Origin of the sequence: Peribacillus sp. FSL H8-0477, from assembly GCF_038002765.1 — a bacterium.
In the GTDB taxonomy this organism is placed as follows: domain Bacteria; phylum Bacillota; class Bacilli; order Bacillales; family DSM-1321; genus Peribacillus.
This window is the reverse complement of record NZ_JBBODE010000002.1, coordinates 16850-31538: the sequence shown is the minus strand read 5'-3', so window position 1 is coordinate 31538 and position 14689 is coordinate 16850. Positions and strand designations below refer to the sequence as shown.

At 40.3% G+C, this 14689-nt stretch carries 11 protein-coding genes and 1 other annotated feature; all 11 genes read right to left on the bottom strand.

What is annotated here, in order from left to right; all coding sequences use genetic code 11:
- Nucleotides 1-98 precede the first annotated feature (98 nt).
- Complete coding sequence (fusA, locus tag MHI18_RS11890; RefSeq protein ID WP_340847703.1) at nt 99-2177, bottom strand: elongation factor G; 2079 nt, start codon at nt 2175-2177, stop codon at nt 99-101.
- Nucleotides 2178-2224: 47 nt separating this feature from the next.
- Nucleotides 2225-2695: a 30S ribosomal protein S7 gene (gene rpsG, locus MHI18_RS11885; protein WP_340847702.1), complete on the bottom strand. Its 471-nt coding sequence runs from the start codon at nt 2693-2695 to the stop codon at nt 2225-2227.
- Between the two features lie 38 nt (nt 2696-2733).
- Entirely contained in the window at nt 2734-3156 is a 423-nt protein-coding gene (gene rpsL / locus MHI18_RS11880) for a 30S ribosomal protein S12 (RefSeq protein WP_040372532.1), read from the bottom strand.
- 101 nt (nt 3157-3257) lie between these two features.
- Entirely contained in the window at nt 3258-3506 is a 249-nt protein-coding gene (locus MHI18_RS11875) for a 50S ribosomal protein L7ae-like protein (RefSeq protein WP_340847701.1), read from the bottom strand.
- 221 nt (nt 3507-3727) lie between these two features.
- Nucleotides 3728-7327 carry a DNA-directed RNA polymerase subunit beta' gene (gene rpoC / locus MHI18_RS11870; RefSeq protein ID WP_340847699.1) on the bottom strand — a complete coding sequence of 1200 codons (3600 nt, stop codon included), beginning with the start codon at nt 7325-7327 and terminating at the stop codon, nt 3728-3730.
- Between the two features lie 190 nt (nt 7328-7517).
- Entirely contained in the window at nt 7518-11099 is a 3582-nt protein-coding gene (rpoB, locus tag MHI18_RS11865) for a DNA-directed RNA polymerase subunit beta (RefSeq protein WP_340847698.1), read from the bottom strand.
- A 238-nt stretch (nt 11100-11337) separates the two neighbouring features.
- Complete coding sequence (locus tag MHI18_RS11860; protein WP_340850275.1) at nt 11338-11943, bottom strand: class I SAM-dependent methyltransferase; 606 nt, start codon at nt 11941-11943, stop codon at nt 11338-11340.
- A gap of 188 nt (nt 11944-12131) precedes the next feature.
- Nucleotides 12132-12494, bottom strand: a complete 363-nt coding sequence (gene rplL / locus MHI18_RS11855) for a 50S ribosomal protein L7/L12 (protein ID WP_340847697.1) — start codon at nt 12492-12494, stop codon at nt 12132-12134.
- A gap of 55 nt (nt 12495-12549) precedes the next feature.
- Nucleotides 12550-13050: a 50S ribosomal protein L10 gene (gene rplJ, locus MHI18_RS11850; protein ID WP_340847696.1), complete on the bottom strand. Its 501-nt coding sequence runs from the start codon at nt 13048-13050 to the stop codon at nt 12550-12552.
- Between the two features lie 39 nt (nt 13051-13089).
- Nucleotides 13090-13234, bottom strand: a sequence feature (ribosomal protein L10 leader region).
- A 53-nt stretch (nt 13235-13287) separates the two neighbouring features.
- Nucleotides 13288-13977, bottom strand: a complete 690-nt coding sequence (gene rplA / locus MHI18_RS11845; protein ID WP_340847694.1) for a 50S ribosomal protein L1 — start codon at nt 13975-13977, stop codon at nt 13288-13290.
- Between the two features lie 103 nt (nt 13978-14080).
- On the bottom strand, nt 14081-14506 hold the full coding sequence (gene rplK / locus MHI18_RS11840) for a 50S ribosomal protein L11 (protein ID WP_040373023.1): 426 nt from the start codon (nt 14504-14506) through the stop codon (nt 14081-14083).
- Nucleotides 14507-14689 lie beyond the last annotated feature (183 nt).

The window sequence follows — 14689 nt, the reverse complement described above, 5'->3', positions numbered from 1 at the left end:
TCAGAATTGTATTGATTATAAGTATTTAAATGCTGTGAAAGTCAGAAACTTCCACAGCTTTCAATAGTAGTTATACTGTAAATAGAGATGAAAATCAATTATTCACCTTTATTTTTTTTAATGATTTCTTCAGAAATACTCTTCGGCACTTCTTCATAATGGTCAAAGTGCATAGAGAATGTTCCGCGTCCTTGAGTATTAGAACGAAGTGATGTTGCATAACCGAACATTTCAGATAATGGAACCATGGATTTAACCATTTGCGTGTTTCCACGAGCTTCCATACCTTCTACACGGCCACGGCGTGATGTAATATCACCCATAATGTCGCCCATGTACTCTTCAGGAATAACAACTTCAACTTTCATAACTGGCTCAAGAATGACAGGCTTACATTTTGATGCTGCATTTTTAAGTGCCATTGAAGCAGCAATTTTAAATGCCATTTCGTTGGAGTCAACATCATGGTAAGAACCATCATAAAGTTTTGCTTTAATATCAACTAAAGGATATCCAGCAAGTACACCTCTATCAAGAGAGTCAACAAGACCAGCTTGAACAGCAGGAATGTATTCACGTGGAACTACTCCACCAACAACCGCATTTTCGAATTCGAAACCTTTTCCTTCTTCGTTTGGACCAAATTCAATCCAAACGTGTCCGAATTGTCCGCGTCCGCCTGATTGACGTACAAACTTACCTTCAACCTTAGCTGATGCACGGAAAGTTTCACGGTATGCAACTTGTGGAGCACCAACATTAGCTTCAACCTTGAATTCACGACGCATACGGTCTACAAGAATATCTAAGTGAAGTTCACCCATACCAGCGATGATAACTTGTCCAGTTTCCTGGTCAGTATGTGCACGGAATGTAGGATCTTCTTCTTGAAGTTTTTGTAGTGCAGTAGTCATTTTATCTTGGTCAGCCTTTGATTTTGGCTCAATTGAAAGCGAGATAACTGGTTCTGGGAATACCATAGACTCAAGGATAACTAGATCCTTTTCATCACAGATAGTGTCTCCAGTAGTAGTATCTTTAAGACCAACAGCAGCTGCAATATCCCCAGCGTAAACTACTGAAATCTCTTCACGAGAGTTAGCATGCATTTGCAGGATACGTCCTACGCGCTCACGCTTACCTTTAGTAGAGTTTTTAACATATGAACCTGAGTTCAATGTTCCAGAGTATACACGGAAGAATGTTAGCTTACCAACATAAGGGTCCGTCATAACTTTAAACGCAAGTGCTGCGAATGGTTCGCTGTCGTCAGGATGACGCTCAACTGTTTCCTCACTGTCTGGAAGTGTTCCAGTGATAGCTGGTACATCCAGTGGTGATGGAAGGTAGTCCACTACTGCATCAAGCATTAATTGAACACCTTTGTTTTTGAATGCAGAACCACAGATTACTGGGTAGAATTCAACGTTAACAGTACCTTTACGGATAGCAGCTTTTAGTTCTGCTTTAGTAATTTCTTCTCCGTTAAGGAATTTCTCCATTAAGGTTTCATCAAGTTCAGCAACAGCTTCAAGTAACTTTTCACGCCACTCTTCTGCTAATTCTTTATGTTCTTCAGGAATTTCTCCAACTGTAATATCAGTTCCAAGGTCATTACCATAGAAAACAGCGTTCATTTCCACAAGGTCAATGATTGCAGAGAAATCATCTTCTGCACCAATTGGAAGTTGAATTGGATGTGCATTAGCCTGAAGACGATCATGGATAGTTCCTACAGAATATAGGAAATCAGCACCGATTTTATCCATTTTGTTTACGAATACTACACGAGGAACCCCGTAAGTAGTAGCCTGGCGCCAAACAGTTTCTGTTTGCGGTTCTACGCCTGATTGAGCATCAAGAACTGCTACTGCACCATCAAGTACACGAAGTGAACGTTCAACTTCAACAGTGAAATCCACGTGACCTGGTGTATCGATGATGTTTACGCGGTGGTCTTTCCATTCTGCTGTAGTTGCAGCAGAAGTAATTGTAATACCACGTTCTTGTTCTTGCTCCATCCAGTCCATCTGAGATGCACCTTCATGGGTTTCACCGATTTTGTGAATCTTACCGGTGTAATAAAGCACACGCTCTGTAGTTGTCGTTTTACCAGCATCAATATGTGCCATGATACCAATATTACGAGTATTTGCTAAGGAGAACTTTCTTGCCATTTGGTCTTTCTCCCTTCTGGTTTAGGTATCTTTTTATAGTGTGAATTCTACCAACGATAATGAGCGAATGCTTTGTTAGCTTCAGCCATTTTGTGTGTATCTTCGCGTTTCTTAACAGAACCGCCAGTGTTGTTAGCAGCATCCATGATTTCGTTAGCTAAACGTTCTTCCATCGTTTTTTCTCCACGAAGACGAGAATAGTTAACTAACCAACGAAGGCCTAGAGTTGAACGTCTATCAGGACGCACCTCGATTGGTACTTGATAGTTAGCTCCACCTACTCGGCGTGCTTTAACTTCTAATACCGGCATGATATTTTTAAGTGCTTGATCAAACACTTCAATTGGGTTGTTGCCAGAGCGCTCTTGAATTAAATCAAATGCAGAGTAAAGAATTTTTTGTGATTTACCTCTTTGTCCGTCAACCATCATTTTGTTGATTAAACGAGTCACAAGTTTTGAATTATAAATTGGATCTGGTAATACGTCTCTTTTTGTTACAGGACCTTTACGTGGCATGTGTTTTTCCTCCTTTCGGTAAGCTTGCTAGTTTATTATTATTTTTTTGCAGCTTTCGGACGCTTAGTACCGTATTTAGAACGGCTTTGCATACGATTTTGTACTCCAGCAGTATCAAGCGCTCCACGAACGATGTGGTAACGAACTCCTGGTAAATCTTTTACACGTCCTCCGCGGATAAGTACAACACTATGTTCTTGTAGGTTGTGACCGATACCTGGGATATATGCTGTAACTTCGATACCATTTGTTAAACGAACACGCGCATATTTACGTAATGCGGAGTTAGGTTTTTTAGGTGTCATTGTACCAACACGAGTACATACCCCACGTTTTTGCGGTGATGTTGCATTTGTTTGAGCTTTTTTAAAGCTGTTAAAGCCTTTATTAAGTGCAGGAGATCCTGACTTTACGATCTTAGATACACGACCGTTACGAACTAATTGATTAATAGTAGGCATTATTTTTTCCTCCCTTCATTTTTTCATCTAGAACCACACATCCAGGTGGTTCATAATTGGGTAAAAACAAAGTTCTTGCAGTCTATTCTGCAAAAACAGTTTTACTTTTTAATGGCAACAGTTGCTGCTCCGACATCTATGCCGCATGCTTTTCCAAGCAAACGCATCGAATCAACATATGTGATTGGAACATTTAATTCGCGGGATGTCATCGCTACCCGGGATGTTATAAAAGGATCAGCATCCTCAGCAATGAACACTTCAACAATCATATTGTTTTTAAGAGCTCTCACTGTCTGTTTTGTTCCTATAACAACTGACTTTGCCTGTAATACTTTTTCATAAGACATATTTCATATCCTCCAAAGTTACAGGGTATCATAGGAGCACCTTTGCTATAATATCATCTTTATGTTCACACTGTCAACCCGACTTTGTGAAATAAATCTAGCAAGTGGATTTCCAATCGTAAAATATTGCTGACTCGTATCTGCTGACCAATTGATAATAAGGTGAATTAACACCCTATTACCAATCTTAAAGGTTAACATCTACGAGCCAGCATGTTTTGTTAGTCTACAGAAACAGTATCTTCAACTGTTCCATCTGCTAAAACCGGGTTTGCTTTTCTGTAACGAAGCATTCCTGTACCAGCTGGGATCAGTTTACCGATGATTACGTTCTCCTTCAGGCCGAGCAATTCATCACGTTTACCTTTAATTGCAGCATCTGTGAGTACTCTTGTCGTTTCTTGGAACGACGCAGCCGATAAGAATGAATCTGTTTCAAGTGATGCTTTTGTAATACCGAGTAAGACTGGACGACCAGTAGCTGGTGTTTTCCCGCCAACAACTGCACTTGTATTAGCAGTAGTAAATTGATTCACGTCAAGCAGCGTTCCCGGAAGAACATCTGTATCCCCTGCATCATTTACACGTACCTTACGAAGCATTTGTCTAACCATAACTTCGATATGTTTATCGCCAATTTCAACACCCTGCATCCGATATACCTTTTGAACTTCATGAAGCAGGTATTCTTGAACAGTAAGAACATTGGTTACTTTTAACAGTTCTTTCGGATCAATTGATCCTTCTGTTAATTCTTCACCACGACGTACTTGCGTATCAACAGTCACTTTTAAACGGGCTGTATAAGGTGCAGTATACGTACGTGATTCGATTGCCCCTTGAACAACAATCTCTTGTTGTTTATCACGGATTTCGTTAATCGAAACGACCGTTCCTTCTATCTCAGAAATAATGGCTTGCCCTTTAGGATTACGAGCTTCAAATATTTCTTGGATACGAGGAAGACCTTGTGTGATATCATCTCCGGCCACACCACCTGTATGGAAGGTACGCATTGTTAACTGTGTACCTGGCTCACCGATAGATTGGGCAGCAATGATTCCCACAGCTTCGCCAACTTCAACTTCTTGACCTGTAGCCAAGTTACGTCCATAACATTTCTTACAAACACCATGACTTGTATTACACGTAAATGCAGAACGAATCCATGCTTGTTCAATACCAGCATCTTGAATGTACTTCGCAAGATCCTCAGTAATTAAATCATTTTGAGCTACAATCAGCTCATTTGTCTCTGGATGTCTAATCGCCTTACGTGCATAACGGCCAATCAGACGTTCTTCAAGTGTTTCAATGATTTCAGTACCTTCTCTAAGCGGAGAAATCAAGAGACCTCTATCTGTTCCACAATCATCGTCTCTAATAATAACATCTTGTGCTACATCAACTAGACGTCGTGTCAGGTAACCTGAGTCAGCTGTTTTCAATGCTGTATCCGCAAGACCTTTACGAGCACCATGTGTTGAGATGAAGTATTCAAGAACTGTTAAGCCTTCTCGGAAACTTGATTTAATCGGTAATTCAATGATACGTCCAGCCGGGTTGGCCATCAGTCCGCGCATACCAGCTAACTGTGTAAAGTTAGATGCGTTACCACGGGCACCAGAATCACTCATCATGAAGATTGGATTATGACGATCAAGAGAATTCATCAGTTTAGACTGAATTGTATCCTTAGCCGCACTCCAAATCGAAATGACTCGATCATAACGTTCGTCTTCAGTGATAAGACCACGTCTGAACTGCTTCATAACATTATCGACTTTAATCTGTGCTTCAGTGATAATTTCTTGTTTCTCACTTAGTACAACAATATCTGCGACACCAACTGTAATTCCAGCTTTAGTCGAGTGTTTGAAACCAAGGTTTTTCATACGGTCAAGCATTTTAGATGTTTCTGTGATTTTGAAGCGTTTGAAGACTTCAGCAATAATATTCCCAAGAATTTTCTTCTTGAATGGCTCTACAATTGGTTGTGCCTTAATCAGTTCAGGAATATTTGCACCTTTTTCAACAAAATAATGCTCAGGCGTTTTCACTTCCAAGTTATATGATGTAGGTTCATTAATATACGGGAACGATTTAGGTAAAATTTCATTGAAGATCATTTTTCCTACTGTTGTAATCAAGAGCTGTTTGTTTTGTTCTTCAGTGAATGTTTCGTTATTCATAGAAGAGGCTGCAACTGCTACACGAGAATGAAGATGTACATATCCATTTTGGTACGCAATTAGAGCTTCGCTTGTATCTTTAAAGATCATGCCTTCTCCCATTACGCCTTCTCTTTCTAAGGTTAGGTAGTAGTTTCCTAAAACCATATCCTGTGAAGGGGTAACAACTGGCTTACCATCTTTAGGATTCAAGATGTTCTGCGCAGCAAGCATCAAAAGACGTGCTTCAGCTTGAGCTTCAGATGATAACGGAACGTGGACGGCCATTTGGTCACCATCAAAATCCGCATTGTATGCAGTACATACTAACGGATGAAGGCGAATTGCGCGTCCTTCTACTAAGGTTGGTTCAAAGGCTTGGATACCAAGTCTATGCAATGTTGGTGCACGGTTTAACAGTACAGGGTGTTCTCTAATAACTTCTTCAAGTACATCCCATATCTCTGGAGATAGACGTTCGATTTTACGTTTTGCCGATTTAATGTTGTGTGCAAGTCCTTTTTGAACAAGCTCCTTCATTACGAACGGCTTAAATAATTCAATCGCCATTTCCTTTGGTAACCCACACTGATACATTTTTAAGTTTGGTCCAACAACAATTACCGAACGGCCAGAGTAATCTACGCGTTTACCAAGTAGATTCTGACGGAAACGTCCTTGTTTACCTTTTAACATATGTGACAATGATTTAAGCGGACGATTACCTGGTCCTGTAACTGGACGGCCGCGGCGACCGTTATCGATTAGAGCATCTACAGCTTCTTGCAGCATCCGTTTTTCATTTTGAACAATGATACTCGGAGCTCCAAGGTCTAATAGTCTCTTTAAGCGATTATTCCGGTTAATAACGCGACGGTAAAGATCGTTCAAATCAGATGTTGCAAAACGTCCACCATCTAATTGCACCATCGGACGAAGTTCAGGAGGAATAACTGGCAGAACATCAAGGATCATCCAAGATGGTTCATTTCCAGAATTACGGAAAGCTTCTAGTACCTCTAGGCGTTTAATTGCCCGAGTTCTACGTTGGCCTTGAGCTGTTTTAAGCTCTTCCTTCAAGGCTTCGCCTTCTTTTTCAGTATCAATATCTTGTAAGAGTTTTTTGATAGCTTCGGCACCCATTGCAGCTTGGAACTTCTTACCGTATTTTTCACGGTATGCGCGGTATTCTTTTTCAGAAAGAAGTTGTTTCTTTTCTAAAGAAGTATCGCCTGTTTCAGTGACTACGTATGATGCAAAGTAAATGATCTCTTCCAAAGCACGTGGAGACATATCTAATACGAGACCCATCCGGCTTGGGATTCCTTTGAAATACCAGATGTGTGATACAGGAGCAGCTAGTTCAATGTGGCCCATCCGTTCGCGGCGGACCTTCGCACGAGTTACTTCTACACCACAACGGTCACAAACTACGCCTTTATAGCGAACACGTTTGTATTTTCCGCAATGACATTCCCAATCTTTTTGTGGTCCAAATATTCTCTCACAAAACAGACCGTCTTTTTCAGGTTTCAATGTACGATAGTTAATGGTTTCTGGTTTCTTAACTTCACCATGGGACCAAGAACGAATCTTGTCCGGTGATGCTAGACCAATTTTCATATACTCAAAATTATTAACGTCTAACAAGGGGCCTACCTCCCTTTTGATCTCCAGGTTCTTTCAACAACTTACTTATATAAACGGACATGCACCAGGCGGTGTTGCTTTTACCCCGTCGGATGTTTCGTACTACAATCAGCTTAAGCCAGCAGCAGCCCTGTTCATTATCAGGGTCCGCTGCCGGCTAAGCGGAAAGGATTTTGGCTCAATCAATGAATTATTCAGTTATAATCGCGTTTGTTTTAAGCCCAGCACCTTGTGGAGCTGCGTCTTTAGTATCTAATTCGATGTTCAATGAATCTGCTTGGTTTACATCCTCATCATCTTCTAAATCACGCATTTCAATTTCACGATCTTCAGCGTTCATGATTTTAACATCTAATCCTAAACTTTGAAGTTCTTTAATTAATACTTTGAATGATTCAGGAACACCTGGTTCTGGTACATTTTCACCTTTAACAATTGCTTCATATGTTTTCACACGGCCCACAACGTCATCGGATTTAACAGTAAGAATTTCTTGAAGTGTATAAGCTGCACCATACGCTTCAAGTGCCCAAACTTCCATTTCACCGAAACGCTGTCCGCCAAACTGTGCTTTACCGCCCAGTGGCTGTTGCGTTACAAGTGAGTATGGTCCAGTTGAACGAGCATGAAGTTTATCATCAACCATGTGAGCCAGTTTAATCATATACATGATTCCGACTGATACACGGTTATCAAATGGTTCACCGTTACGACCATCATAAAGGACAGTCTTCGCGTCACGAGCCATTCCAGCTTCTTCAATTGTTTCCCATACATCTTCCTCACGAGCACCATCAAATACTGGTGACGCTACATGAATATCTAGTGAACGAGCTGCCATACCTAAGTGAAGTTCTAATACCTGACCAATGTTCATACGTGATGGAACGCCTAATGGGTTCAACATGATGTCGACTGGAGTGCCATCCGGCATATAAGGCATATCTTCTTCAGGAAGGATACGAGAGATTACACCTTTGTTACCATGTCGTCCAGCCATTTTATCGCCTTCGTGTATTTTACGTTTTTGAACGATATAAACACGGGCAAGCTGGTTAACACCTGGTGGAAGTTCATCTCCATCTTCTCGATTAAACACTTTAACATCATGTACAATTCCGCCGCCGCCATGTGGTACGCGAAGGGATGTATCACGAACTTCACGAGCTTTTTCACCAAAGATAGCGTGTAGTAGACGTTCTTCAGCTGTAAGTTCAGTTACACCTTTAGGTGTTACTTTCCCAACAAGTAAATCTCCGTCTTTTACTTCAGCACCAATACGGATAATACCGCGTTCATCGAGGTTGCGCAAAGCGTCTTCCCCTACGTTTGGTATGTCTCTCGTAATTTCCTCAGGTCCAAGCTTCGTATCACGAGATTCTGATTCATATTCTTCAATATGGATCGATGTATAAACATCATCTTTTACAAGACGTTCACTCATAATAATCGCATCTTCATAGTTGTAACCATCCCAAGTCATGAATGCAACAAGTACGTTTCGGCCTAGTGCCAATTCGCCTTTTTCCATTGAAGGTCCATCTGCAAGGATTTCTCCTCTAACAACTTCATCTCCAACACTTACAATCGGACGTTGGTTATAACAAGTTCCCTGATTGGAACGAATAAATTTCTGCATACGGTATTTATCAAGGTTACCTTTTACTTGTTTACCGTCTACTTCGCTGACACGTCGTACCCAAACTTCACGGGATTCAACATGCTCTACGATACCAGGCTGTTTACAGATAACAGCAGCACCAGAATCTTTCGCTGACACATACTCCATACCTGTACCTACCCTTGGTGCTTCAGGCTGCATTAAAGGCACTGCTTGACGCTGCATGTTCGCTCCCATAAGAGCACGGTTGGAGTCATCATTCTCAAGGAATGGAATACAAGCCGTCGCAGCTGACACAACCTGCTTAGGAGAAACATCCATGTAATCGACACGGTCACGTGGAACAACAGTGTTCTCACCACGGAAACGAGCAACGACTTTGTCATCAAGGAATGAACCATCATCAGACAATTTTACGTTTGCTTGTGCGGTTACATAGTTATCTTCTTCATCAGCAGTTAGGTAATCAATTCTACTAGTTACCTTCCCTGTTTCCGGGTCAACCCGACGGAAAGGTGTTTCAATAAACCCAAATGGGTTAACTTTTGCATAACTCGATAAGGAGTTAATTAATCCAATATTCGGTCCCTCAGGCGTTTCAATCGGACACATACGACCATAGTGGGAATAGTGAACGTCACGTACTTCGAATCCAGCACGTTCCCTTGTTAAACCACCGGGTCCAAGCGCTGACAGACGACGTTTATGCGTCAATTCTGCTAACGGATTTGTTTGGTCCATGAACTGAGACAACTGCGAGCTGCCAAAGAACTCTTTAATAGAGGCAATAACAGGTCGGATATTGATTAACTGCTGTGGTGTGATTGTATTTGTATCTTGAATAGACATTCTTTCACGAACAACACGTTCCATCCGTGACAAACCAATTCTAAATTGATTTTGAAGCAATTCTCCTACAGAACGAAGACGGCGGTTACCCAAATGATCAATATCATCTGTGATTCCGACACCATGAAGCAAGTTAAAGAAGTAACTAATTGATGAAATAATATCAGCTGGCGTAATGTTTTTCACTTTAGTTGAAACATTAGCGTTACCAATGATATTAATCACTTTTTCTCCATCAGGATCAATAGGAGCATATACTTTAATAGGTTGAAGAATGGTATCTTCCTCTACTACGCCGCCCACTGGCTGATAAGATTTATTTCCAATTCCAGCTTCAAGAAACGGAATAATCCGGTCTAAAATACGTCGATCAAGCACTGTACCGGATTCAACGATTATTTCACCTGTTTCAGGATCAATTAACGTTTCTGCAATACGCTGGCCGAGCAAACGGTTTTTAATATGAAGCTTTTTATTAATTTTGTAACGACCAACATTCGCTAAATCATAACGTTTAGGGTCAAAGAAGCGTGTAACCATAAGGCTTTTCGCATTTTCAACAGTTGGTGGTTCTCCTGGACGCAAACGCTCATAGATTTCTAAAAGTGCTTTATCCACACTCTCAGTGTTATCTTTTTCAAGCGTGTTTCTGATGTATTCGTTATCACCAATTAAATCAATGATTTCTTGGTCTGTTCCGAACCCAAGGGCACGTAACAATACAGTAATCGGTAATTTTCTAGTACGGTCAATTCTTACATAAACGACATCTTTGGCATCAGTTTCAAACTCAAGCCAAGCACCACGGTTCGGAATGACAGTAGCTGTAAATCCACGTTTACCGTTCTTATCCATTTTCCCGTTGTAATAAACACTAGGAGAACGAACAAGCTGTGAAACAATAACACGTTCCGCACCATTAATTACAAAGGTGCCGGTTTCGGTCATTAGCGGGAAGTCACCCATGAAGACATCTTGGTCTTTGACTTCTCCCGTTTCTTTATTTACCAGTCGTACTTTGACACGAAGCGGCGCAGAATAAGTTACATCACGCTCTTTCGTTTCTTCTACTGGATACTTTGGATCAGCTAGGCTGTAATCAATAAAATCTAACGATAAATTACCTGTAAAATCTTCGATAGGTGAAATATCCTGGAACATTTCACGTAATCCTTCATCCAAGAACCACTGGTACGAAGCTGTTTGAATTTCAATTAGGTTTGGTAATTCCAAAACCTCACTAATTCTTGCATAACTTCTACGTTGGCGGTGCCGTCCATACTGAACAAGTTGACCTGTCAACTGATTCACCCCTTAAATCAAGCGTTAATAAGGATCTATTTGCTTCGGAAACTGCAAAATTCCTCAGACAAAAAGAAAATGGTTTTCATTATAAAAACCACTATTTCTCATAAAACGAACTATTATTTATATATTTTTCCCATTTTAACCAATGTCTATACTTAAGAAGTATAAAAATTGCATAGTAAAGGAATTATATATATGCATTTTATAATACTAACATAGCAAAAAAACAGAGTCAAACTTTTTTAGATACAAGAATAAAATAACCCTTGCTTTTTGCTGCTACTTCAACGTTTCCAAAGAGATTCTCCATCTTTTCCATAGCTGAAGGCGCTCCTTGTTTCTTTTGGATAACTACCCAAAGCACTCCACCTGGAATTAGGCGTTGAAAACTTTCGGTAAGAATTGCATGAACTACATTTTTTCCAGCCCTGATAGGCGGATTGGTTAGAACGGCAGATAATCGAGTAGATGTTACTCCTTCAAGACGATCACTTTCATGAACCATAACATTTCTAATGCGGTTCAATTCAGCATTTTCCTTGGCTAGCTCTACTGCTCTGCTGTTAATATCGATCATTTCTATGTTTTTTTCGGGATATGATGCCGCAATGGATAATCCGATAGGGCCATAGCCGCATCCAACATCGAGGATATCCCCTTCTAGCTCTTCATCAAGCGTAAAGGTTTCAATTAAGAGGCGGGAACCAAAATCAATATCGTTTTTTGAGAATACACCGTTATCACTTTTAAAGCGAAAACTGCGTCCTCTTAACGTATAGTCCCAATATTTCGGATTGCTTTCGACATCCGGCTTTTTTGTGTAGTAATGATCTGCCAGGGTCATCTCCTCCTTATAGAAAGAAATAGTTGAAGATTATTAAGAGAGAAGGTTATTGAAGAGTAAGGAGTTTGTTTTCCATGTGATGGATAGCAATAGCTTCGCTTTCTGGAACAGCCTTCATGGTACTGGATTTAGTAAGCGAAAAAAAGCCCGCCAAATTTCAGCGAGCTTTTTTTCAGAAAGAATTACTTAACTTCAACGCCAGCTCCAACTTCTTCAAGTTTAGCTTTGATTTCTTCAGCATCAGCTTTAGAAACATCGTCTTTAACAGTTTTTGGTGCGTTATCAACAACTTCTTTAGCTTCTTTAAGACCTAGGCCTGTGATTTCGCGAACAGCTTTGATAACTTTGATTTTTTGGTCTCCAGCAGATGTAAGGATAACTTCAAATTCAGTTTGCTCTTCAGCAGCACCAGCGTCAGCTCCGCCAGCTACAGCTACAGGAGCAGCAGCAGTTACGCCAAATTCTTCTTCGATTGCTTTTACAAGGTCGTTTAATTCTAAAACAGTCATATTTTTAACTGCTTCAATGATTTGATCTTTAGTCATTGTATATTTCCTCCTAAAGGTATGGGTTTTTTTTATTAATTACAAAAGAATTAGCTTACGCGCCTTGTTCTTCTTTTTGATCTGCAACAGCTTTTGCAGCAAGAGCAAGACCGCGCATAGGTGCTTGTAGCACACTAAGCAGCATAGAAAGCAAGCCTTCGCGTGATGGTAGTTCTGCAAGTGCTTTGATTTCTTCAGCAGATGCAACATTACCTTCAATAACTCCGGATTTAATTTCTAATGCTTCATGTTTCTTCGCGAAATCATTAAGGATTTTCGCTGGAGCAATAACATCTTCGTTAGAGAATGCAATTGCATTTGGACCAGTTAGAGAGTCAACTAAACCAGAAAGTTCAGCTGCTTCAGCAGCACGACGAACCATTGAGTTTTTGTATACTTTAAACTCAACGCCGGCTTCACGAAGTTGTTTACGCAGTTCTGTTAGTTCAGAAACAGTTAGACCGCGGTAATCAACAACAACAGTTGATTGGCTGGCTGTTAACTTCTCAGTAATCTCATCAACCAGTTTAACCTTTTGTTCAATAATGGCGCTCATCCTTACACCTCCTGTTAGATTTGCTTGAAAACATTTATACCGGTCAAAGAAAATGCCCCCATATCTTGCAGACATGGAGGCAGTAATTACAAGTTCATAGTCAATGACTATTTATCGAATTACCTCGGCAGGATATTAAGCTCAAAAGAGCTCCTGCTGTCTACGGTACAAATGGTATTCAATTATTCACAACAAAACATATTATAACAACAATGTCTTTGTTATGTCAATTACTTTTTAGAAAGAAGAAGGATCTACTTTCACACCAGGACCCATTGTAGTTGTTACAGAAACGTTCTTCATGTAAGTTCCTTTAGCAGCCGCTGGTTTTGCTTTGATTAATGTATCATAAATTGTTGTAAAGTTTTCAACAAGTTTGTTGTCTTCGAAAGAAGCTTTACCAATAGGAGCGTGGATGATACCTGTTTTATCAACACGGTATTCAACTTTACCAGCTTTAATTTCGTTAACAGCTTTCGTTACGTCGAAAGTAACTGTTCCCGTTTTAGGATTCGGCATTAAGCCTTTTGGTCCTAATACGCGTCCAAGTTTACCAACTTCACCCATCATATCTGGAGTAGCAACGATTACGTCGAAATCAAACCAACCTTTTTGGATCTTTTCGATGTAGTCAGTATCACCAAAGTAATCAGCACCAGCTGCTTCAGCTTCTTTAGCTTTTTCACCTTTAGCAAATACTAAAACGCGTTGAGTTTTACCAGTTCCGTTTGGAAGCACTACTGCTCCACGAATTTGCTGGTCAGCTTTCTTAGGGTCAACACCCAGACGGAATGCTACTTCAACAGTTGCATCGAAATTTACAAAACTAGTCTTTTTAGCAAGTTCTACTGCTTCTGCAACTGCATAAGCTTTAGAGTTGTCAATTAACTTTACTGCTTCAAGATACTTTTTACCTTTTTTAGCCATGATATATAATCCTCCTAGATTGTGGTTTTAACGGAATAACCTCCCACGAATAAAGGTTGCGAGTATCAGTCGCAACCCCGTAGAACACTTACTTAAGCACGAATCAATCTTCGATTGTAATACCCATGCTGCGAGCAGTACCTTCAACCATACGCATTGCAGACTCAACGTTTGCAGCGTTTAGATCGGGCATTTTAGTTTCAGCAATCTCGCGTACTTGATCACGCTTGACTACAGCAACTTTAACACGGTTAGGTTCACCAGAACCAGATTCGATTCCAGCTGCTTTTTTAAGTAAAACAGCAGCAGGTGGAGTCTTTGTTATAAATGTAAATGAACGGTCTTCGAATACCGTAATTTCAACTGGAATAATAAGACCCGCTTGGTCTGCTGTACGAGCGTTGAACTCCTTACAGAATCCCATGATGTTAACTCCAGCTTGACCAAGTGCAGGACCAACTGGCGGTGCCGGATTTGCTTTTCCAGCAGGAATTTGCAATTTAACCATTTTAATTACTTTTTTAGCCACGAGACACACCTCCTTATAAGTCTAAGTCCGTGATGTGGTAATAGGGGTTTTCCCCTCCCACTCATCTATATTCTTTATAGTTATAATAATAAAATAAAGAATGTTTTCCTAAATCAGGTCTGTAATGTAAACATACTGACCTTTAAAATTTTATCACTTTCAAAATAAGAATTCAAGTTTTTT

Coding starts and splice junctions, on each gene's coding strand:
- fusA (WP_340847703.1), bottom strand. CDS start 2,177: ATGGCAAGAAAGTTCTCCTTAGCAAATACTCGTAATATTGGTATCATG.
- rpsG (WP_340847702.1), bottom strand. CDS start 2,695: ATGCCACGTAAAGGTCCTGTAACAAAAAGAGACGTATTACCAGATCCA.
- rpsL (WP_040372532.1), bottom strand. CDS start 3,156: ATGCCTACTATTAATCAATTAGTTCGTAACGGTCGTGTATCTAAGATC.
- MHI18_RS11875 (WP_340847701.1), bottom strand. CDS start 3,506: ATGTCTTATGAAAAAGTATTACAGGCAAAGTCAGTTGTTATAGGAACA.
- rplL (WP_340847697.1), bottom strand. CDS start 12,494: ATGACTAAAGATCAAATCATTGAAGCAGTTAAAAATATGACTGTTTTA.
- rplJ (WP_340847696.1), bottom strand. CDS start 13,050: ATGAGCGCCATTATTGAACAAAAGGTTAAACTGGTTGATGAGATTACT.
- rplA (WP_340847694.1), bottom strand. CDS start 13,977: ATGGCTAAAAAAGGTAAAAAGTATCTTGAAGCAGTAAAGTTAATTGAC.